Here is an 18,176-nt window from a genome sequence, read left to right as displayed (position 1 = left end):
TAAAGCATATTAGTTGCTCCTTCGGTGCTTCGGGTGGTCAGCGACAATTTGCCAGCAATCGGTCGTCGTGGTCGCTGAGAAACGCCCCGACTCGCTGCCTCAACCGTCGGCAACCTTGCGCATAGCCTCGCTGCTTGTCCGGAGGGTCTCAGGCACGCGCCGAGGCGCGTTTTTCGGGCGGTTGAGTGGTGAATCTGAAAAGGACCACTCCCTTTGCCGTGTCGACATAAGCCTTGTGCTCGACGAGCCGCGACCCATCTGTAAACTTGTACCTCTCGGCGAAAAACGCCAGAACGTCTTCGAGGGAAACCTCGTCGTATTTGACGTCGATGTCCACTGTAGCTCCCATTCCTGATTTGCCGGCGCAGCGCCTCGTGCGATTGATTCGTCGTGCGGCGACACGTGAGCCGCCGCCCCCTTTCGGACTTACGCGATAGCGAAAACCTGCTTGAGATTGTTCAGGAACGCCGCGTCGTCGCACATCGTCTTGCCCGGAGAATCCGACACCTTCGCGACCGGCTGGCCATTGCAGCGGACGAGTTTCATGACGTTCTGCAACGGCTCGAGACCGAGGTCGTTGGTGAGATTTGTGCCCACACCGAAGCTGACCTTGGCGCGGTCCGCGAAGTGCACGTACAGGCGCAGCATCTCGGGAATGGTGAGGCCATCGCTGAAGGTCAGCATCTTCGTCTTCGGGTCGACGCGCATAGCCTCGTAGTGGGCAATCAGCCGGTCGCCCCATTCGACGGGGTCGCCGGAGTCGTGCCGAGCGCCGTCGAAGAGCTTGCAGAAGTACATGTCGAAGTCGCGAAGGAACGCCGACAGGCCGACCACGTCCGTGAGGGCGATGCCGAGGTCACCCCGGTACTCGTGAGCCCACGCATCCAGCGCTTCAACCTGGAAGCGGCGCAGGCTGCAGTCGAATGCCTGGTAGGCCTGCAAATACTCGTGAGCCATCGTCCCGATTGGCGTCAGGTTGTGGTGCATCGCGTAGTAGACGTTGCTCGTGCCGCGCATCGTGTCCGGGCACCGCGCGACCAGGCGGTCGAGAACGGTTTCCTGCCACGCGCGCGAGAAGCGCCGGCGCGTACCGAATTCAAAGAAGAGAAGGGGGTTGAGCTTTGCCGGCGCGTTCGCCGCATAGTGGTCCAGCGCGTCCAGCTTCTGCTCAAGGCGCACTTGTCCCTCGGCCAGCACTTCCTCCGTGGCGTGCTGCCGGAAGTACACTTCGTTGACGATGGCGAGCACGTAAATCTCGAAGAGCATGACGTGCAGCATCGGGCCTTCTGCGACGATATCGAGGAAGTCCGGATTCTCCGGGTCAGCGGATACCTTGATGTATTCGCGCTGCAGCTGGAAGAATCGCAGGAAGTCGACGAAGTCTCGCTTCATGAAGCGAAGCGCGCCCAGGTAATTGAGCTCGGCTTGTGTGAAGCGAAGGGTGCAGAGATGGTCGAGCTGACTATCAATCTCCGGCTTGAGCAGCCCCAGCTTCTTGCCGGCCGCATTTCGGCACTTGAACCTATATTGTGCTTGTGCACCGGGTTGAGCATGCAGGATAGCCTGCATCATCGTGAACTTGTAAAGGTCGGTGTCGAGCAACGAGGTGATGACTGGCTGGTGCGATTGCAGCGGTAGCATAATGATTTCCTGAGTTAGGGGCGACTGATTTGAGCGCGCGGGCACTCAGCGGGCGATTTTGTAATAGATGACCGACTGGTCAGTGCCAAAGGGCGAAACTCCAACTACGAAGGCTTTACCAGCGCCGAAACGTTGGTCGACGATTCGCTGGGCAGGCATAGCGGGTACGTCGCTGTCGAGCAAGGACCAGATGCTGTCTTCAGCGGATGCGCAAGTTGCCGCAGAGGGATTCAGGCCCGACCTGCGCGAGACCTTTCCGGGAGGGCAGAAGGTCGGCTGGAGTTCTTCCGCCGCGTTGCTAACCACCACATAGCCGTCATTGCCCAGCGCAGGGGCCGGTGGCGTGGGCAGCGGCTGTGGAGCAGCGGCGCACGCGATTGCGCCAGTCAGTGTGCTGGCGAGTGCGGAAATGATGAGGCGGCGCAAGGTACGGCGGTCGAAGTGCATGCAGATACGATAAAGAATGAGTTGTGAGCGCCGCGCCCGGCATTCAGGCACTTACGCGAGGGTAACGCCATCATTTTACACGGCTTTACAAAAAGCGGTCGGGAGTGTCATGTAAAGCGGCAATTTTGGTAGGGCGCGACCGCTGCCGCGTACCGCTACAATCACTCTGTTTGCAAAAACCGGAAAGACTGGAGATGTAACGTGACGACAAGAAGTCCCTGGAAAAAACGATTCTTTGTGGACTGTGAGTTCACCGATTTTCTCGACTGCGAGCTCATCAGCATTGCCATCGTGAGCGAGACGGGCGACGAGTTTTATGCGGAAGTCACCGACTATAACGACAGCTACTGCTCGGCCTTCGTACGGGAAGCGGTGCTGCCAAAACTTGGGCAGTACGCGGGCCGCATGATGTCCAAGGCGCAGGCGGCAGGGGAGCTATCTGCGTGGCTGGCGGGGTTTTCGCTCAAGCCTAAGCCTTGGCTGAACTTCGACTACGGTGGGGACTATGACCTGGTGATGGACCTGATTGAGGCGCTTCCGAAAGGCTGGAGGGCTGAGCATGTTGGCCTACGTATCGACCTCGCCAAGACGGAAGCGTATTTCCGCAAACACGGCGGCCGGCATCACGCGCTCATCGACGCGCGCGCCAAGGCGGCGAGCTTCGTCTAACATCCGGCGGCCGACGAGCGGCGCGCCGTTTGGGGGGAACTCGACGGAGGTACGTCCGACCAAGGGGCTAAGCGGGCTTCTCTAGCCGAAAACCCAGCCACTACGATTCGACTAACGTGGGCTGGCGCGGCCCTCGGTCAGTCGAAGGTAATGCAGGCAATTGCGATGTCGTCGGCGTAACGGACGTTCCTGCTATGCAGCCTTTCGAGCACAGCCAGGGCGGTTCGCTTAACGAAGCCGCCGGATGTGCCGTTGAAGTTTGTGAATGCGCTGGCCATGTCATACGCATCGATGGACGTCTCTCCACGGAATTTGTGGAGGCCATCAGTCATCACCGCGATTGCTTCGATTTGCTCATCGGCGGGACGGAAGGTGGCTGTGTATGCGCCGACGCTCCGGTCTATGGTGACCGGGTCGCTGCCCTGATTCTGGAGCACGGCTTCTCCAGCGTCATCGCGCGTGAACACATCCCAATCAAGTGTGGCAACTGGCCGTGCCGGGTCCATTTGCGCGAAGAATGTCTCGGCGCCTTGCGGAGATAGCTGACGGGCAAGGTACAGCGGTACATTGTCTTGCCACTCGAGCCACATGAGCCGGGACATGCCCGTGCGATACTTCACCAGAAAGGCACCGTCGCCATAGATGCAAACAGAGGCGTGCGAGGAGTCACCGGCAACGCCGACGAGCGTTGCGAGGTAGTCATCATCGTGCGCGCCCAGCAAGCGGTGCGCCGCTAACCCCCTGACCGTGTCGCGGGTAAACTGCTCGTCGAAATCAACCCGCGCGCCTGCGAAATAGCGCATGCGCAGTTCCCGCCGAAAGGTCTGAAGGTGAGCGCGCGCACCAATATCGGTGTCGGCCAGCGCGCCGCCGCAGCCATCCGAAACCGCTGCCCACGCGAAACGCTCATCTTCAACACCGGACAGGGCGTAGTCCTCACATGGCGAACCCTGTTTGGCGTGCCAGCCGCCAATTGTGAAAAAGTGGTCTGCCTGCATTATTGCTGCTCCTGCTCGAAAGGACTCAGCACCCGCCGCCATTCGCGGCAGTCAAGTGTCCAATTGCTCCGTTCCTCAGGAGCGTCCCACTCGGGCGAGCGACTATCGCGGCTTTGCTCCGACCATACCGCGACATCTTCGCCCAACCACAGGAGTTTCAGCCGGGCCTCGTTCCAGCCGCCCGGGTAGCTTTCGCGGCCCTCGATGACATCTCCGAGCTCGATGCCCATTTCGCGGCACTGGTCGGCTGTCGAAGCTGAGGTGGGGCAGGGCAGCGGCTCGGTGGTCTGCGCAAGGCGTCGGGCGCGCCGTCGCTCGTCGGTGCCAGAAATTGTGAACATGCCCGTCTTGGCTGCGAGCAGCACGAGCGCGCGCACGGATGCCTCGTACTCCCCACGGGTCTCGGCGCCCGCGCCGGCTATCTCGTAAAGCTGGGTGAAGCTGATATCGGGGCGCGTTACGCCGGCAGGCCTGCATGTCACAGAAGGTGTTGGCGCGACGGGTTGATTCTGGTCGTTTGAGTGCATGTGTTAATAGCCGGTGTCGGTGGTCAGGTCCTCAACCTTGAGCAGAGGGCTGGCAATGTTTGCACGGAAGGTATCTATGACGTCTACAAGCGCCGACCTGACCAACGCATCTATCATGACGCAAGACTGGCTATCGAAGTCCATGTCGAAGTAAGGTCTGACGGTCAGTTCGACGCGGTTGCGCTCGGCCACTATCGGGACCGTCTTGCACAGATGCTCCAACTCGGCCTGGAATGCGTGGCATACCACCTCGGCCATCGCCGCAGCGGCGCCTCGCCGGCGAAACTGCTTCCTGACGTAGAACTCGTCGACTCGCACCACCAGACAGATGCACGCGAGGCTGTCCAGGTCTCCGGCAGCTATCGCCATATCCGGGTCCACGTCCTCGCAATACGACAGACTGATGGAAAACGCGACATAGGCGACTGGAACACCGCTTCGGTTATGGGCAACGAGGCAGTACTTGTCGGCGCCTTTTTCGCGAATGACCCCCTTGGGGTTTTCAACAAACGGGGGAGCGCCGCAATCGTCGTGGAGCGGATAGTGCCGCCCAAGCGAACTCGAAGCCTCTTTTTCCACAAGCGGATGCGCGAAGGGTTCGATACAGGGAATTCGCTGTTCCGCTTGGAACAGTTTCACAAGAGTCTCGACGTCGTGCCGGTACTCCGGCTCAGTAATGTCGTAGTCTTCCATCGGATGGTCGTCCGTACGGGAATATCCCGACACGAGCCCGCGATTGTGCTGCGGCGCGTGATGGACGAGGGAACAGGCGTCCAAGGCGAGGAAAATCTCCCGAAACGTCGACGGTGAAAGCGGCAGGACGGCGGAACTTAAGGATGCACCTGTTGGCATAGTGGGGAGTTGATGGAGTGATTTATGAGACTTTCGGTTAGACCCTGACTGGGGAAGACGTAAGCAGGATGTCCCGCTCACGTTCTTTGGAGTTTCAGGTGCCGAGAGGACGCTCGGCAGGCGGGTCAGTCAGGGTTCGCCGAGCCTTCGCGCGCGGCGGGCTGCGGGGCCGCGCGCGCCCCCATGCTGCCTAACGCGTCGCTTGCCATAGTGGGCCTCCATGGCCTATCTCCAGCTGGCACTTGGCCGGTTTCACGACCTCTCCTGTTCGGACGCTGCGAGCGTGGCGAGGATTCCCCGAAAACAGTCCCCTGCACCTACAAGGGTTATGCGGCTGAGCCCGTCATGTGCCAGCGACCTGATTTGGTCTGCGACGTCGTCCAGCCCGGGCGCCGTGCTAGTTGGGGGAATAGGGGCGGTGCCGACCGCTTCCGGTGCGCCTCCCACCTTGCAGCATCCCTCCAACACAGCTTGGTATGGGCAGCTATCGCAAGTGCGCTCTACCGGCTCCGCTTCAGCCAGAGGCATGCGCGCTTCGCCGGCGGAGGCGACTTCGAGGGCGTCGCGAACGCGTTTGACGGTGCGCAGGCATACATCGTCAAAACCTGAATTCTCGGTGTCGATAATCACGCCGTCCAGTTCGTAGGCCAGCATCTGAAGGCGCGTTGGCCAAGCATTACCCGCATCCTGAGCGGTGGAGGTGGCATCGACCGAGCGGCAAAAATCGGCGTAGGCTTCGTCCAACACCTTATTTGATTCCGCTACTTCGTCCCGGGTCATCCGGACGCGCGCATCGGGGCCGGACGACAGTGCGCGCGCCTCAGCCGCAATGGATTTGGCATCAGCCTCATAGCCGTGCAGAGATAGCAACCCGACAGCGCGCTTCAATACCTCGAAAAGCGGGTTGCCTTCGAGGGCTGCAATCTGCGCAGCCTTTACACTTTGGGCTGCACGGTGGTCGGCTTCCCAACTGATAGCCTTCTCGCAGATATCAACCGGAGGGTTCTCGCAAACGTCGCCTCCAATCCTCGCGCAGTAAGCGCACTTAGAATCGTCCATTATCTAAACTCGCAATAGGGTAGTCAGGCGTTTTCCGCCGCATGGTGAAGCTCAACCGACTCAGAAGCTGCGGTCTGGACGCCAAGCGCTTTCATCTCTTCGATGAATGCTTCACCCTGAGCAGCGAACCCCGCCATTGCCGACATGCAATCAGTCAATAGCACGAACTTTCGCGCATAGGTGGGCGGCAGGTTCGCGATAGTCTGGCGCATCGTCGCGGCGACTCCGTGGGAGGTCGCTTCGCCGGCGACGAGCACGATGTCGGCCGGCGCCAGCGCGTGCAGCAGTGCCTTGTTCAGTGAGGTCGACGGGTCCAGCGGGTCCGGTACCTGTGCCTCGAGCGCCGAGACGTAATCGGTAAAACAATTCATACCCTTCTGAACGAAATTGACCCTCGTCAAATGGCGGCGCGCCCAGATTTCCAGATGGTGCTGCAACGGCTCATACACGTTGGCACCCCAGCTGCCTGCGATGCAGTGCTCTGGCAAAACCACATGCGGCCCCCGGCCGCGCGATTCCAGCGCCTTCAGATAGGCAAATGCGCGCATCTGCTGGTCAGGGCGGCGCGTCCGCCAGCGGCCGTCTACCACATCGCCCATACGAATCGCCGTGAATGGTTCCGGCGACTTGCCGTCGTCGTTCTCCCACATCATCGGACTGGAAATGTGAAGCGGGCTGTGAGAATCGACGGTCACGTGGATAGCGTCGATGGCCATCCCCGCGCGGGCATGAAGAGCGCAGAGCCGTTCCATGTCTGCGTAGGCACCCGGCACGACAAGCGAGCCGTCGGGATGGCAAAAGTCGTTTTGCGGGTCAATCAGCAAGAGGTGCACGTTCTTTCTCATCGCGGACTCGGCTTTTCAGTTGGTATTTGTAAAGGGTAACACAGCTTAGACGCAATCTGCATCTAAGATATGGTAAAGTGTTTTCAATCAAGGCCGGTGGCGAATTGGTGCGCTGTCTGCCAACAACAATCCTTTACAAAGGTTGCTCACGCAAATGCCGAATACTCAATCCTGCTTCCCGCTTGAGGGTCCGGACGGCGCTGGAGGCACACGCATTCTCGTCGAGAACGCTGTGGAAGTGCTCCTGTTCGACACGCCGAGCGGCGACATCCGGGGCACCGTGCTCGGCTTTGGCCTGTTTAAGGGGAAGGGTAAGCGCATTGCGCACGCGTACATCCCGGTTGAAGGCGAACCCAAGATTTCGCTGGACGTTCCGAAGGCTGTGACGGTTGAGGACATCGCGCGTATCGGTGGCGTCTTGGCGCTTTTCGTCGAGAAGCTTAACGATGCATGCGCGAAATTCGGCAGCGGCGACTCGGCAACGGTGGGGGACGAGAAAGCGCCGCAAGCCGTCCCAGGCAAGGACCGCTGCCCTGCCTGCGGCCACAACTGGGACGCCCACGACTTCGGCGTGCCGCGCCCGTACTGCCCGTGACAGCCCGAATGGCGCGGCCACTCGCCGGCCATTGCCAGCAAGGCTGGACACTCAAAACCCTTAGCATGAGGTCATAGATGACTCCCTCCGACAAATCCGAAGTTCTTCGCCGGCAGTTATTTGGCCGGCCGCGTCGCGCGGGCACGGCTAGCCCGCACGCCGCGACTTTCGCGCCGGAGGAAATTGACCGCGCGCTACAGCGCTTCGAGGACGGCATCCGGGAAGGTGCTGGCGACGAAACGAACGACGCACGCGAAGTCGTCCGGGCGATGCTTGCTGGCATTGCCGTGGACGGGTACCCAGCGGCGTGGCTGCACATTCTGACCAAGCCCGGGCGGCGCGCGGAGTACGCGTCGGTATCAGACGACGAGGAGCCGGACGACATTCGGTCATGGGTGGGGCAGGGCGCGATGCATCAAAAGCGGCCGCTGTTCGATAATCCCGCCATTGTGAGTCCGGCGCTCACGGAGCGCGTCATCGAGGCGATGGCCTTCAATATCGCTGAGCAGGTACGCACGCAGGTCGTGCGCGCCATGTCGTCGGACTCGGAGTTTCAGGCGGGCGTTCGTTACATTGCCCAGCAAGTCATTTCCGACATGGCCGGCGCGGCCGGAGAGAGTGACGATTCGACGAATGAGCCGGTCGAGATGGCGCTGTGCGGCCCGTCGCAGGTCTTCCTGAAGCCCAACCAGTCGTACCGGTTTTATGTGCACGAAGGGTGCGCCGCATGTGAAGCTGCCGCGCGCGCCGCCGAGGGCCTGCTTCCCGACATTGCGCAAGAGAGCGATAGCGAAGCCAACGCGGCCCCAAGGATGGAACGCTTCGAGAGCCTTGTGCAGCGGTTTCAGGTGCTCGCGGACACTCGGGGATGCACGAAGACCAACTCGTTCACGGTAACACTCGAGAAGCCGAAGTGGTACGGCTGGCAGCTCGCGCTCGGCGGATATGACGTGCCCGAATGGCCACGCCATCTTGAGCTGGGGCGATTCGGAACGTTCGACGAACTGTTGGACGCTTTCGAGAACAAGGTCGTTGAGGCAGAGACGGTGCTTGCTGCCCTCGACGGTGGCGCGCGTAGCGCCGACGAGCATTGAGGAGAAGGAACGTGACGTCACAAATGCACGAAGCAGCGGGCAACGCGTCGGCCACTGAGCCGGAGGCCCGGCTCGAGCGTCTTATTGAGCGCTTCCAAAGCCTTGCGCTCAAGACGGGGCGCAGCAAGACCGGGTCGTTCTCGGTAAGCGTTGGCAAAACGATGGAGTGCGGCTGGCAGGCGGAGCTGGGCGGGTATGACATTCACGACTGGCCGCGTCACGTCTATGTCGGGCCATTCTCAACATTTGTCGAAATGCTTGATGGTCTTGAAGCGAAGATAGCCGAGGCTGTGGCGCTCGTGCAGGCCGGCGAACCTGAATTGCATCTGGCGCCGGGAGCCGATGACGAAGCCGCAGCGGGGGCCGTTTGAACACCCAGGGCGAGAAGGGCCGGAGCGCGAGCGAGGGAGAGTACCCGCTCATCAAGACCTCGGTCGACGTGGTGTTGCTCACGCTCTCCGGACACAAGCTGAAGGTCGGCCTCCATGTTCGCCCACGCAACCCGCTGGCGGGGCGCCTCGCGCTTCCTGGCGGGGTAATTCACGCCCAGAGCGACCGGAAGGCTGAGGACTCCGCGCGCCGGGTGCTGCGCGACAAAATCAGCATCGCGCCGCCGTATCTCGAGCAGTTGTACACCTTCACCGGTACCGACCGCGATACCGGCAACTGGTCCATCAGCATCAGTTACTACGCAGTGGTGCCTGAGACCGTGCTCGAGCCAAGCGGCAACTTGCAACTGCATGACGTTGATGCGCTTCCGGAGCTCGCCTTCGACCACAACGAAATTGTGGACATGGCGGTCTCGCGGGTGCGCAACAAGGCGCAGTACTCGACGCTTCCGCTTTTTTTGCTGCCTGAGCGATTTACGGTCCACGAGCTGCAGCAGACCTATGAGGCGGTGCTCGGTGAGCCGCTCGACAAGACGCAGTTCAGGCGGCGGGTACAGCAGTGGAATGCGCTTGAGGCGACCGGTGAGACGACGGTGCGTTCCGGCGGCGCGCCAGCGACGTTGTATCGACGCAGCGCGAACGCGTTGGCGGGCCTCACGTATTTCGACCGCTCGCTGTGAGGTTTTGCATAAATGTGGCCCATCCAGGCACTAGACGGATTTCTTACCGAGGAGCATCCCGCTCCTCTTCTTTGAAAGGTGATGTTGTCATGAAGAAAAGCCTCCGCGCTGTATCGGCTGTCCTGTTGTCGACCGCAGTTCTTATGTCGGCTGCCCACGCGGCTGCTCCGGCCGTAAGCGGCGCAACCGAAACGTTGCCGTCGGGCGTCACGGTTCAGCAGCTCAAGGAAGGCACGGGCGCACAACCGAAGGCGACCGACACGGTTCAGGTCAACTATCGCGGCACGCTCGCTGATGGCACCGAGTTCGACAGCTCGTACAAGCGCGGCATGCCGGCGACATTCCCGCTCAATCATGTCGTGCCGTGCTTCTCCGAGGGCCTGCAGCATGCGCATGTCGGCGGCAAAGTAAAGCTGGTCTGTCCGCCGGCGACCGCGTACGGTTCGCACGCTGTCGGCGCAATCCCGCCGAACAGCACGCTGACCTTCGAAGTCGAGCTGCTGGGCATCCAGAAGTAAGCACCGCGCGGAGCGGCCTAACGGAGAGGTTTCCTTTGCGCCGCCTTCTTCGCGCAAGCCGACTTTTCAGAATAGAAGGTGGAACAGGTATGTTGCGGGAACTTGGTACTTTCAGATTGTCGGGTAGAAAGGAGAAGTCGTGAAACGGTACGTTGTGGTGTTTATAGGTGAAGGCGAGGTTCCGAAGGACGACATCCGGAAGATTCAGGAACGGCAGGGAGTGAGGGTTATTAACCAGCGGCGTGAACGTTTCCTCGTTGAGTTTAACGGCTCCGCCGATGAGCTTCTTGACGGCGTCGGTGCCGCAGCAACTTGGCTGGCCAGCGAGCAGCGAATCTACACGCTTTCATAGCTAAGGCGTGGGGTGCTCGTCCGATGTGGTTTTGTTTCCTCAGTCTGACCATCACACGGGCGACTGTTCAAGCGCGCAAAGACTTTCCACCCTTCAAAGCGAATAGCCGAAAATTCAGGACACAGGTTGAATATGGCCGAGCATGAGCTGAAGACCGACCCCGAGGTGTTTGCGGCGGTGTTGGACGGGTCCAAGACCCACGAAATTCGTTTCAATGACCGCGATTTCAAGGTGGGCGACAAACTGCGGTTGCGCGAAACGCGCTATTCGGGCGACGAGATGCGCTGTCGGCCACGTCCGCTTGAATACACCGGCCGTGAAACCACCCGCATAGTAAGTCACGTGCTGAGCGGCTACGGACTGCAACCCGGTTGGGTGGTTTTGTCGTTGGCTCCTCGACAGCTCGCGACCGAATCAGCGGGCATTCGGGCATACATCCAGCCGCGCGCGCCTGCGCGCACCCTCGATGCAGCACACAGCGAGGTGATGGAAGACATCCATGCGATGAGCGCGGCCGAACTGCGGGCACACCACGAGTCCTTCAGGAACGGCGACATCGCGAAAGCCCTCGGTGAGCTTCGCGCCGTTGGCGACCCGTCCGAGTGCGCGCCCGTACGCCGGACATCGTCGGCGCGCAAGAACGCGGTGCCCACGCCTGAACGAATTCGCGAGATAGCGGAGCAATTTTTCTCTGACGGCACGTGTGACGATGACCTGATTGGTTTCGTGCAAGCCGTCTTCAAGGCTATCGAGGAGAGGGAATGAGCGTTCACGGGGATTTTGACAAATACTCTCTGGACGCCTCAGACAAGGTCGTTGCAAAGCTATCGGTGTTCATGGACAAGGGGGTGTTCACCGGCTTCGTTCAGCAGGCCCTGTACGATGCGATGTTGCACGCCCACCGCGTGACCGAGGAGTTGGCAACAAGCGGAGACGGGCGCGCGCAAGGGACTGCCGAAGCAACGGGCGTCGAGGCTACCGACGCTATGGCGGGTGTGCCGGCGTCGGACGATTGGCTCGGCACGCCGGCGTTGATGTCTCTGTACGAGGCGGCCAACCGAAATTCGTATGCACGTTTTGAGCGCAAAGCCAGAATCATTTTCAAAGCAAGCAGGCAGCTCCATGCGATACGTTGCGGAAACGGCGGGGCGGCGAACAGGCCGGTCTTCGGGGACGAGTGCGAGCAAGCGCTGATGGCGTGGTTTCTTGCGTATCGGGAATGGGCGGAACTGCCCAGCGAGGCGTTGCCCGGGCAAGTCCGACAAGCACACGGGAAAGCGAGCGACGCATACGAAAGAGTCCGCGCCGCCGTCGACGCCCGCAAGCTAGGGGACGAGACGCAAAAGCGGGTGCGTGCGGACCAGCATCCGAGCGACTTGCAGCCGGCGAACGACACGGGGTTCTACGCGGGGCTGAAGGCAGCAGCGCATATAGTTGAGCAGATGGCGGACTCGCGCACGGAAAGTTCGTACAACGGCCACGACATGGCGCGGGCTTGTGCCGCAGCAATCCGTACTTTCGCCGCTAACATGCAAGGAGAGGAAGCATGACTGAGCGCGGAGAGTTCGAGAAATATTTCAACAATCCGAGGCGCCGCGCGACGCGTCAGCCGGTTCACATCGAAGATGCGTACGAGATTTGGCAGGAGGCCCGCCGGGTACCCGAAGACAGCGGGGAAACTGGTGAGCCGGCGGCGCATCCCGCCGACCTGGGGACAGCGCACTACTACACAGTGGCCGAGCTTGCGGAATTCGACGGTGCCGGTCGGGGTGCGGGCAGCCGGGAGGTCAATGCAAGAATTCCGTTCCCGGCGTCAGCCGAACTCATGGAACAGTTTGGCAGCGGTAGGCCCTTGTCCAGGCCGCTGGATGATTACTGGCGAGGCCCCTGCGAGGACGATAGCCCGCTTTCGTACGAATGGAAAGACAAGCCCCACCGTCTAGTCTACGACCTGATAGCGGCGGTGCTTTATTACTCGCAGTGCAACCGCGCCGCCAACAACGCGACGGCCTAGACGTGGTACGAGCCTGCGAGCGAATTCAACGATTACGAGGGCCGCCATCGCGTGAGTATGACTAAGCCAAAGCCTTCTGTTGCGTGCCGACACATTGTCGCGCTCGCGCCCATTGTCGAGCAGCTTGCTGCGGGACCGGGTAACTGAAATTGCGGGTAGCCCCGAAAAGGACAAGAACAATGCAAAAACCACAAGTATGGCCGGTGATTCACTTCCTTAACGAGGAGCTCGCCTTGCATAACGCGGGCATTGCCAACGACGCCGGTGCCGTAGGCGTGTTCCTGATTTCAATGCACGGCGACGACGAGCCGCTTATTGACGTCGCGAAGCGCGTCAAGCAGGCGTACCCGTCGCTGAAGGTCGGGGTGAACCACCTGTCGCTCGCGCCGTTGCTCTCGCTACAGCTATCACTCAACGCAGGGCTGGACGCGACCTGGACCGACGGCCCGGGTGTCACTGGCAGCGGTGTCTCGCAACAAGCGCGCGACGTCGCAAGTCTGCTAAAGCTCTTTCCAGAGCACCAGTTCTTTGGCTCGGTAGCGTTCAAGTATCGCGCTCCGGAGCCGGACCCGGAACGAGCGGCCGTCAACGCCATGAACCTCGGCATGATTGCGACGACAAGTGGCGATGCGACCGGTCGGGCAGCCGACCCGGGAAAGATTGCCCGCATGCGCAGGGCGGTCACACTCGCCGCGCGCCCCTCTAACGCGGAGCACAAGGGCGACGCGCCCGGAACTGGCGACGAGTTCCAACTGGGCATCGCGAGCGGCATCACGCCGGAGAATGTTGGCGACTTCATGGGTCTGGTCAGTCACATCCTGGTGGCCACCGGCATTTCTCATGACGAGCACCGCCTCGACTACGAGAAGCTCGCGCGCCTCATCGGGCGAATCAACCAAGCTGTGCCAGACGCCGCCGCGTGAGCGCGAGGGCTACACCATGTATCCGCTTATTCAGAGGTAACCCGATGGAATATCTGCACACACTACCGAAGCTCTTGCAGTATGGGGTAGCGGGCGTGGCTGCCATTATCGTCATGGCGATGGCTGTTTTTGCCTCGTACTGGCTCACGCGACCTGAGCCGGGCCAGGCGACTGCGCCGGACGGGACGGAGCCGCTCGACACCGCCACGGTAGTGACCGTGGCCACTGCGGTCTCGACCACTACGTGGCAGAACTAGCAGCGGCCGTTATCAGGAGGGATGTTATGGGTTTCTTCGAAGCACTCGGACGGATGGTTATGCGCCGGGAAGCAGGTAGGCGCGAGAAGGGTGCTGCCCGACTGCGCGCGGCTGAAGCGCATCTCGAGGGCCTGCGACGTGAAAAGGCGCTGCGCGAAACGCGAGACCTGCTTGCGCTCACCGAGTCCGATGTCATGCATACGTATGTGGCAGCGCTCGAAGGAGTCACCGCGTGAGCACGAAGGTGTACACAGGCTTTCGGTGGAACGGCGACAGCATCAGCGATTTCATGGCGCTGATGCGGCGGCTCGAAAACAAGGTGAAGGCGCTGTGTGACGAACGGCTGGAGACTTTCCTCGCGCGACGCGCCGCTGAGCTGGTTGACGACGCGATACTCGCGCGCGCAGCAGGGCGAACCCCAGCCACAACCGTTCCGCTCTCGACCGCGCATCGCGAAATGCGGGGGCGCCGGCAAAAGGTGCTTGCAACGTGCATTCGCGACCCCGAGGTCGATTTCGAGGTGAAGGTTGCGCTGTGGCATGTGCCGGACCTTCATGGCTTCATCGGGCACGTCATTGCAGAAGACGAGGAGGCTAGCTACCGGCTATTGCGCCGGATGCGCGGCGTGAGTGACTTCGGCTATTGGAGCAGCGTCGAGCGGCCGCGAAGCGTTACGAAGCTCGAGTGGACGAAGAGGGGAGACCTCTGGAAGCGTGTGACGCGCGGAGAGTTCGGCACGGCGCTCGTCTTTACCTTCGACGCTCTCCTGTTCCCCGAGGAGGCGGCCATTGCGCGGCGCTTACCCTCGCACGAGGCGCGCATCGAGGAAGCCGCAATCGAGGCTGCGCGAGGTCGTTGGCTTCGCGCGCGAGAGACCGAGGTCACTGAGCACAACATCTTCGGGCTGATGCGGGAGTTCAGCGCGGAGCGGGCGGACCCCTCCGCTCTCGGCGCGCAACTGTACCAGGAAGAGCATCATCGCATCTCCGAACTGCTGCCGGCGGACGTTGCTCCGTTGCTGCGCAATTGCGGCGCGGACGTCACGGTGTTGCCGGAATGAAGGCGCGACCTGAGCCAGGGCGGAGCCTCTGCCGGCGCTTAGGTCCGGCCGGACCCTCGAGGAGGAAATGCTTGACGCTCGGCGGCCGTCACACCTTCTTCAGGCCTCCGACTTCTTGGCAAGCGGCCTGACGTTGGCAGAAAACACCGACCACCTTCCGGGTGCAGCCGCAATGACACCGTGTCGCACGCGTGCGTTAAACAGCAGGACTTGCCCCGGGTACAGGAAGACGTCCGCGCCGCCAACGATGAACTGGACCGCATAGGAGCGATTCGGGGTCTCCTGGGTCCAGAGAACCGACCAGTCGTCATCCGCATGCATCGGCACGCCCAGGCTGGCTGCAAAAAGGATGCTGCGGTCGTCCGAAATTTGATACCCGGAAGTGGCGAGGAATTCTTCCAGCTCTCCAGGCACCGCGACGAAATTGTCGAATCGACCCTTCGCGAAGCGGGGGTTGCCCGCTCTACGAACTAGTGCTGCGTCGGGCGCCAACCAACCGAGTTCTGCAAGTGATGGGCGGCGAGGGCGGCGCGCGTCCGGCGCGTCCCCGGCGACTGTCGGTGTGCTCATGCGCTTTTGAAAGGGTGGATTGTGCTCCTATTCTAGCGCGCCTTTACAAAGGGGTGCGCGCTCGCAATCAACCTGAAGCTTTCACGGGAAAACACTTACTCGGCTTCTCTCCCTCGGATTTCTACACAAGACACCTTGTCCCTGAGAAATCCAGCATGAAAGATACGGTCCGCCTAGTGGTGTCAAGCATTACGGGCAACGATGCCGCCGAAGAAAAAATCGCAGTGTATGTCAACGACGTGCTGATGGGAGACTACCGCTTCCGTCCAGGCATGTCAGTCGTGGAGCAGGGACTCATTCTTGCGGGGTTCATGCGGGTCGACATCACGGGGGAGGGAATGGTCGCGTCAAGTCTCTCGCTCGAGGATATGCTTGAGTGGTCCGACGCCATGCGTGTGCGCGTGGTCGCCGCCCCCGATGGGCATCGCGGCATTGTTCAACTCAAGCGATTCAGGCCCGAGGCCTTCGACGAGTGTCGCTTCGACATCTTTATCAACGACGTCGGCGCGTGGGAGTGGGCCATGCCCGACCTGAATATCGGCACGCTTGCAACAGTTCTGCGGCAAGCCGCGCTCGACGTCGAAATTGTCCTGCAGGCAGAAGCGCGCGAACACGCGCCGCTGGCGGTCTGAGCGCCAAAGAAAAGCGAGTTCCCGTAAAAGGAACTCGCTCGAATTAAAGACTAACTCCGTGGCCCACTGAGCAGACTAGCGGCGCCGGATTTCTTCTTCAAGACGCGGACGGCGTTCAGCTATCCAGGCCATGACGTTGTGATAGTCCAGCTTCCACTCCCAGCCGACGACAGCTCCGGGGAACATGCGCCCGACTGTTGCGATTGCCGCATCGACCTCGATGGCGACAGGCGCTTTTGCGGCGAGGAAGAACTCGAGCATGCCTTCCTTTTCATCCCCAGCGGCCTGGTCGAAATCGAACTCCACTTCCCACAGAAACTCGAGTGTGTAGTCCTCCGCCTGTTCGAACCAGTCAGTGACATCGAGCTCGAACACTGCGTCATCGTCCTCAAGTTGAACCCGGGCAATGATGCGGTTTTTCGCGACGTCGACAACTGTCGGTGATGCTCCCGGCAATGTTGCTTCCAGCTCCATATACGTCTTCTTGCCGACCATCCGCGCAATCAGATGCAGCGCATCGTTGTGTGACATTGACGACGCATTCGGTCCGAGCTCCTTCAGGGTTGCGCGAAGGATACGAACGGCGGTTTTGACTTCCTTGACATCCTTGAACATTTGAAACTCCTAGCAGGCCTCGCTGGCCGTAAAGCTCCCCGGCGCAATTGCCGGTTGGTGCTCGCATTGCCAGACGAGGCCCACTGGGAAGTGGGTAGATTTCGCATGGGTTTGTCCTCAACCACGACTGTGCCGTACCCCGGTGGGGCGCGAGCGGCTGGCGCGTGATAGCCAACAACGTGTAGCGAGCCGGACGACGACCGCTGCGGCAGCACCGGCGCAGGAGGATTCGCTACACTACGCTCCAATGTGGAGAAACTAAGGACAAACGAAATGAACGCAAATGAGTTGCGCCAGAATTTGGCCCACTGCACCGGCACCGAGGGCTACCATGGCCTCGGCCCCCTGTTTTCAAAGGTGTGCCTGACCGATGGCGCGCTGCTACTCGCAGACAAAGGTGAATGCGTGTGGCTGATGACTGACAGCGCTGCCTGGCTGCAGCATCAGAATGCTGAGCAGCTGGAATACTTCGTGGTGATTCGACTGAAGGTCAATCCCGACAAGAGCTTCCTGCATACCATCGAAGATGGTAACGGCAAGGTTCTGTGGAAGAACGAAGGTAACTGGACGGATTTTCCGCTCGAGGAAGGCATCGCGCTGTACGGCGAGTACAACGAGGAACTCGGTCGCTGGGTGATTCTCCTGCAAAGCGAGCACTGACAGAAGGTCGCGTCGTCGGGCTATTTCGAGCAGTACCCGTGATTTCTAATCCCCTGTTGACCGTTCGGTCTTCAGGGGATTTTGTTTTGGGGGTTCCGGGGCGTTTGCCCACGGAGCGGCTGCTTTGTGGGCATCGCCAAATTGGTGAGCCGCACTGGCCGTCGCTCCTCGACGCAGTTCTGAGCTTCGTGCGCGATGGAACCGAAACGCTTTTCGACACCCATGTTGTACAGCGGCGCATCCTCGCGAACCGTTTCGTGCTTACCTGAAGCGTGTCTTGCAGTCGCAGGTTTCAAAGTCCCTGCCAGGCATTATCTCCGCCAGGGCACGTTTTCCCGCTCCGGCTCCCTCGCGCACTTTCCGTTCTTCGCCTTGACACGGGCGTGGTGCGCCTGCTTCCGACCTTCGCGAATGCGCCGAGGTACCTAGACCTAGAAGACATCGGGCCTCGTCGCCACCGATAAGCGGTCGCGGGGAGGGCTTGCTTTTTCCATCTTCCAAGTCTCGGCCTTAATGAAAAAAATCGTTCGAAAAAGCCTTCTTGCCGTTCTTCTTGCGTGCGGCGCTATCGCCACAGGCGCCAGCGCAACCGGCGGCACATACACCCTGCGAGTGCACTACCCGGGGTTGGCTGGTCCTGCAGGGGACACAACCCAGAGCGCGCACCAACTGGTGTCCTTCACCTCGGTCGGCACGAATACATGGACGGTGCCACAGGGAGTAACCAGCGTTGCCGTGCTTGTTGTCGCAGGAGGCGGGGCGGGCGGCACGTACATGGC

The 18,176-nt window shown here is 60.8% G+C and carries 27 protein-coding genes and 1 pseudogene; 18 read left to right on the top strand and 10 right to left on the bottom strand.

Annotation, left to right across the window (positions count from 1 at the left end; genetic code table 11):
- Positions 1-148: 148 nt before the first annotated feature.
- From F6X40_RS34135 to F6X40_RS34125, 3 genes are all read right to left on the bottom strand, one after another.
- Complete coding sequence (locus F6X40_RS34135) at positions 149-337, bottom strand: hypothetical protein (protein ID WP_187630869.1); 189 nt, start codon at positions 335-337, stop codon at positions 149-151.
- Between the two features lie 89 nt (positions 338-426).
- Positions 427-1,641: a nicotinate phosphoribosyltransferase gene (gene pncB / locus F6X40_RS34130; RefSeq protein WP_187630904.1), complete on the bottom strand. Its 1,215-nt coding sequence runs from the start codon at positions 1,639-1,641 to the stop codon at positions 427-429.
- Positions 1,642-1,686: 45 nt separating this feature from the next.
- Positions 1,687-2,088: a hypothetical protein gene (locus F6X40_RS34125; RefSeq protein WP_187630868.1), complete on the bottom strand. Its 402-nt coding sequence runs from the start codon at positions 2,086-2,088 to the stop codon at positions 1,687-1,689.
- Between the two features lie 201 nt (positions 2,089-2,289).
- Here F6X40_RS34125 and F6X40_RS34120 point away from each other — a divergent pair, with 201 nt between their 5' ends.
- Positions 2,290-2,757 carry a 3'-5' exoribonuclease gene (locus F6X40_RS34120; protein ID WP_187630867.1) on the top strand — a complete coding sequence of 156 codons (468 nt, stop codon included), beginning with the start codon at positions 2,290-2,292 and terminating at the stop codon, positions 2,755-2,757.
- Positions 2,758-2,894: 137 nt separating this feature from the next.
- Here F6X40_RS34120 and F6X40_RS34115 read toward each other — a convergent pair whose 3' ends face one another.
- From F6X40_RS34115 to F6X40_RS34095, 5 genes are all read right to left on the bottom strand, one after another.
- Positions 2,895-3,755, bottom strand: coding sequence for a protein phosphatase 2C domain-containing protein (locus F6X40_RS34115; RefSeq protein ID WP_187630866.1), 861 nt, complete (start codon positions 3,753-3,755; stop codon positions 2,895-2,897).
- Positions 3,755-4,282, bottom strand: a complete 528-nt coding sequence (locus F6X40_RS34110) for a hypothetical protein (protein WP_187630865.1) — start codon at positions 4,280-4,282, stop codon at positions 3,755-3,757. Before F6X40_RS34110 ends, F6X40_RS34115 begins: the two co-directional genes overlap by 1 nt.
- Positions 4,283-4,285: 3 nt before the next feature.
- Positions 4,286-4,975 (bottom strand): hypothetical protein, encoded by a 690-nt coding sequence (locus F6X40_RS34105; protein WP_187630864.1) that lies wholly within the window; start codon positions 4,973-4,975, stop codon positions 4,286-4,288.
- A 411-nt stretch (positions 4,976-5,386) separates the two neighbouring features.
- The gene (locus tag F6X40_RS34100) at positions 5,387-6,193 is read right to left on the bottom strand and encodes a hypothetical protein (protein ID WP_187630863.1); all 807 of its coding nucleotides are present in this window, start codon (positions 6,191-6,193) and stop codon (positions 5,387-5,389) included.
- A 23-nt stretch (positions 6,194-6,216) separates the two neighbouring features.
- Positions 6,217-7,038 carry a hypothetical protein gene (locus F6X40_RS34095; protein WP_187630862.1) on the bottom strand — a complete coding sequence of 274 codons (822 nt, stop codon included), beginning with the start codon at positions 7,036-7,038 and terminating at the stop codon, positions 6,217-6,219.
- Positions 7,039-7,192: 154 nt separating this feature from the next.
- On the opposite strand from F6X40_RS34095, the gene F6X40_RS34090 reads away from it, so the two are divergent.
- From F6X40_RS34090 to F6X40_RS34030, 13 genes are all read left to right on the top strand, one after another.
- The gene (locus F6X40_RS34090) at positions 7,193-7,633 is read left to right on the top strand and encodes a hypothetical protein (protein WP_187630861.1); all 441 of its coding nucleotides are present in this window, start codon (positions 7,193-7,195) and stop codon (positions 7,631-7,633) included.
- Between the two features lie 77 nt (positions 7,634-7,710).
- Positions 7,711-8,727, top strand: a complete 1,017-nt coding sequence (locus F6X40_RS34085) for a hypothetical protein (RefSeq protein ID WP_187630860.1) — start codon at positions 7,711-7,713, stop codon at positions 8,725-8,727.
- A gap of 11 nt (positions 8,728-8,738) precedes the next feature.
- Positions 8,739-9,098 carry a hypothetical protein gene (locus F6X40_RS34080; RefSeq protein ID WP_187630859.1) on the top strand — a complete coding sequence of 120 codons (360 nt, stop codon included), beginning with the start codon at positions 8,739-8,741 and terminating at the stop codon, positions 9,096-9,098.
- Positions 9,095-9,796 carry an NUDIX hydrolase gene (locus tag F6X40_RS34075; protein WP_222946245.1) on the top strand — a complete coding sequence of 234 codons (702 nt, stop codon included), beginning with the start codon at positions 9,095-9,097 and terminating at the stop codon, positions 9,794-9,796. The genes F6X40_RS34080 and F6X40_RS34075 overlap by 4 nt, the downstream gene beginning before the upstream one ends.
- An 89-nt stretch (positions 9,797-9,885) precedes the next feature.
- Positions 9,886-10,314, top strand: coding sequence for an FKBP-type peptidyl-prolyl cis-trans isomerase (locus F6X40_RS34070; RefSeq protein WP_187630858.1), 429 nt, complete (start codon positions 9,886-9,888; stop codon positions 10,312-10,314).
- A 139-nt stretch (positions 10,315-10,453) separates the two neighbouring features.
- Entirely contained in the window at positions 10,454-10,666 is a 213-nt protein-coding gene (locus F6X40_RS34065) for a hypothetical protein (protein WP_187630857.1), read from the top strand.
- Between the two features lie 132 nt (positions 10,667-10,798).
- Positions 10,799-11,431 carry a DUF3850 domain-containing protein gene (locus F6X40_RS34060; RefSeq protein WP_187630902.1) on the top strand — a complete coding sequence of 211 codons (633 nt, stop codon included), beginning with the start codon at positions 10,799-10,801 and terminating at the stop codon, positions 11,429-11,431.
- On the top strand, positions 11,428-12,216 hold the full coding sequence (locus F6X40_RS34055; RefSeq protein WP_187630856.1) for a hypothetical protein: 789 nt from the start codon (positions 11,428-11,430) through the stop codon (positions 12,214-12,216). The genes F6X40_RS34060 and F6X40_RS34055 overlap by 4 nt, the downstream gene beginning before the upstream one ends.
- Complete coding sequence (locus tag F6X40_RS34050) at positions 12,213-12,680, top strand: hypothetical protein (RefSeq protein WP_187630855.1); 468 nt, start codon at positions 12,213-12,215, stop codon at positions 12,678-12,680. Before F6X40_RS34055 ends, F6X40_RS34050 begins: the two co-directional genes overlap by 4 nt.
- Positions 12,681-12,859: 179 nt before the next feature.
- The gene (locus F6X40_RS34045) at positions 12,860-13,603 is read left to right on the top strand and encodes a hypothetical protein (RefSeq protein WP_187630854.1); all 744 of its coding nucleotides are present in this window, start codon (positions 12,860-12,862) and stop codon (positions 13,601-13,603) included.
- A gap of 44 nt (positions 13,604-13,647) precedes the next feature.
- Entirely contained in the window at positions 13,648-13,860 is a 213-nt protein-coding gene (locus F6X40_RS34040) for a hypothetical protein (protein WP_187630853.1), read from the top strand.
- A 26-nt stretch (positions 13,861-13,886) separates the two neighbouring features.
- Positions 13,887-14,096 carry a hypothetical protein gene (locus F6X40_RS34035; RefSeq protein WP_187630852.1) on the top strand — a complete coding sequence of 70 codons (210 nt, stop codon included), beginning with the start codon at positions 13,887-13,889 and terminating at the stop codon, positions 14,094-14,096.
- A gap of 53 nt (positions 14,097-14,149) precedes the next feature.
- Positions 14,150-14,920, top strand: a complete 771-nt coding sequence (locus F6X40_RS34030) for a hypothetical protein (protein ID WP_187630851.1) — start codon at positions 14,150-14,152, stop codon at positions 14,918-14,920.
- 99 nt (positions 14,921-15,019) lie between these two features.
- Here F6X40_RS34030 and F6X40_RS34025 read toward each other — a convergent pair whose 3' ends face one another.
- Positions 15,020-15,490, bottom strand: coding sequence for a hypothetical protein (locus F6X40_RS34025; RefSeq protein WP_187630850.1), 471 nt, complete (start codon positions 15,488-15,490; stop codon positions 15,020-15,022).
- A gap of 155 nt (positions 15,491-15,645) precedes the next feature.
- On the opposite strand from F6X40_RS34025, the gene F6X40_RS34020 reads away from it, so the two are divergent.
- Positions 15,646-16,122, top strand: a complete 477-nt coding sequence (locus F6X40_RS34020) for a hypothetical protein (RefSeq protein WP_187630849.1) — start codon at positions 15,646-15,648, stop codon at positions 16,120-16,122.
- 75 nt (positions 16,123-16,197) lie between these two features.
- Here the strand turns inward: F6X40_RS34020 and F6X40_RS34015 are convergent, their stop codons facing one another.
- Positions 16,198-16,737, bottom strand: coding sequence for a hypothetical protein (locus tag F6X40_RS34015; protein WP_187630848.1), 540 nt, complete (start codon positions 16,735-16,737; stop codon positions 16,198-16,200).
- Between the two features lie 273 nt (positions 16,738-17,010).
- On the opposite strand from F6X40_RS34015, the gene F6X40_RS34010 reads away from it, so the two are divergent.
- From F6X40_RS34010 to F6X40_RS41930, 3 genes and pseudogenes are all read left to right on the top strand, one after another.
- A complete protein-coding gene (locus tag F6X40_RS34010; RefSeq protein WP_187630847.1) occupies positions 17,011-17,397 on the top strand; it encodes a DUF6876 family protein in 387 nt (128 codons plus the stop codon).
- Between the two features lie 38 nt (positions 17,398-17,435).
- Positions 17,436-17,666 carry a hypothetical protein gene (locus F6X40_RS34005; protein ID WP_187630846.1) on the top strand — a complete coding sequence of 77 codons (231 nt, stop codon included), beginning with the start codon at positions 17,436-17,438 and terminating at the stop codon, positions 17,664-17,666.
- Positions 17,667-17,910: 244 nt separating this feature from the next.
- Positions 17,911-18,176 (top strand): annotated as a pseudogene (locus F6X40_RS41930) (hypothetical protein); the annotation flags it as partial.

The sequence above is a fragment of the Paraburkholderia sp. UCT31 genome, from assembly GCF_014397655.1.
GTDB lineage: Bacteria > Pseudomonadota > Gammaproteobacteria > Burkholderiales > Burkholderiaceae > Paraburkholderia > Paraburkholderia tuberum.
This window is presented reverse-complemented; position numbering and strand designations above follow the sequence as displayed.

Coding starts and splice junctions, on each gene's coding strand:
- pncB (WP_187630904.1), bottom strand. CDS start 1,641: ATGCTACCGCTGCAATCGCACCAGCCAGTCATCACCTCGTTGCTCGAC.
- F6X40_RS34125 (WP_187630868.1), bottom strand. CDS start 2,088: ATGCACTTCGACCGCCGTACCTTGCGCCGCCTCATCATTTCCGCACTC.
- F6X40_RS34115 (WP_187630866.1), bottom strand. CDS start 3,755: ATGCAGGCAGACCACTTTTTCACAATTGGCGGCTGGCACGCCAAACAG.
- F6X40_RS34110 (WP_187630865.1), bottom strand. CDS start 4,282: ATGCACTCAAACGACCAGAATCAACCCGTCGCGCCAACACCTTCTGTG.
- F6X40_RS34105 (WP_187630864.1), bottom strand. CDS start 4,975: ATGGAAGACTACGACATTACTGAGCCGGAGTACCGGCACGACGTCGAG.
- F6X40_RS34100 (WP_187630863.1), bottom strand. CDS start 6,193: ATGGACGATTCTAAGTGCGCTTACTGCGCGAGGATTGGAGGCGACGTT.
- F6X40_RS34095 (WP_187630862.1), bottom strand. CDS start 7,038: ATGAGAAAGAACGTGCACCTCTTGCTGATTGACCCGCAAAACGACTTT.
- F6X40_RS34090 (WP_187630861.1), top strand. CDS start 7,193: ATGCCGAATACTCAATCCTGCTTCCCGCTTGAGGGTCCGGACGGCGCT.
- F6X40_RS34085 (WP_187630860.1), top strand. CDS start 7,711: ATGACTCCCTCCGACAAATCCGAAGTTCTTCGCCGGCAGTTATTTGGC.
- F6X40_RS34070 (WP_187630858.1), top strand. CDS start 9,886: ATGAAGAAAAGCCTCCGCGCTGTATCGGCTGTCCTGTTGTCGACCGCA.
- F6X40_RS34060 (WP_187630902.1), top strand. CDS start 10,799: ATGGCCGAGCATGAGCTGAAGACCGACCCCGAGGTGTTTGCGGCGGTG.
- F6X40_RS34055 (WP_187630856.1), top strand. CDS start 11,428: ATGAGCGTTCACGGGGATTTTGACAAATACTCTCTGGACGCCTCAGAC.
- F6X40_RS34050 (WP_187630855.1), top strand. CDS start 12,213: ATGACTGAGCGCGGAGAGTTCGAGAAATATTTCAACAATCCGAGGCGC.
- F6X40_RS34045 (WP_187630854.1), top strand. CDS start 12,860: ATGCAAAAACCACAAGTATGGCCGGTGATTCACTTCCTTAACGAGGAG.
- F6X40_RS34040 (WP_187630853.1), top strand. CDS start 13,648: ATGGAATATCTGCACACACTACCGAAGCTCTTGCAGTATGGGGTAGCG.
- F6X40_RS34035 (WP_187630852.1), top strand. CDS start 13,887: ATGGGTTTCTTCGAAGCACTCGGACGGATGGTTATGCGCCGGGAAGCA.
- F6X40_RS34030 (WP_187630851.1), top strand. CDS start 14,150: ATGGCGCTGATGCGGCGGCTCGAAAACAAGGTGAAGGCGCTGTGTGAC.
- F6X40_RS34025 (WP_187630850.1), bottom strand. CDS start 15,490: ATGAGCACACCGACAGTCGCCGGGGACGCGCCGGACGCGCGCCGCCCT.
- F6X40_RS34020 (WP_187630849.1), top strand. CDS start 15,646: ATGAAAGATACGGTCCGCCTAGTGGTGTCAAGCATTACGGGCAACGAT.
- F6X40_RS34015 (WP_187630848.1), bottom strand. CDS start 16,737: ATGTTCAAGGATGTCAAGGAAGTCAAAACCGCCGTTCGTATCCTTCGC.
- F6X40_RS34010 (WP_187630847.1), top strand. CDS start 17,011: ATGAACGCAAATGAGTTGCGCCAGAATTTGGCCCACTGCACCGGCACC.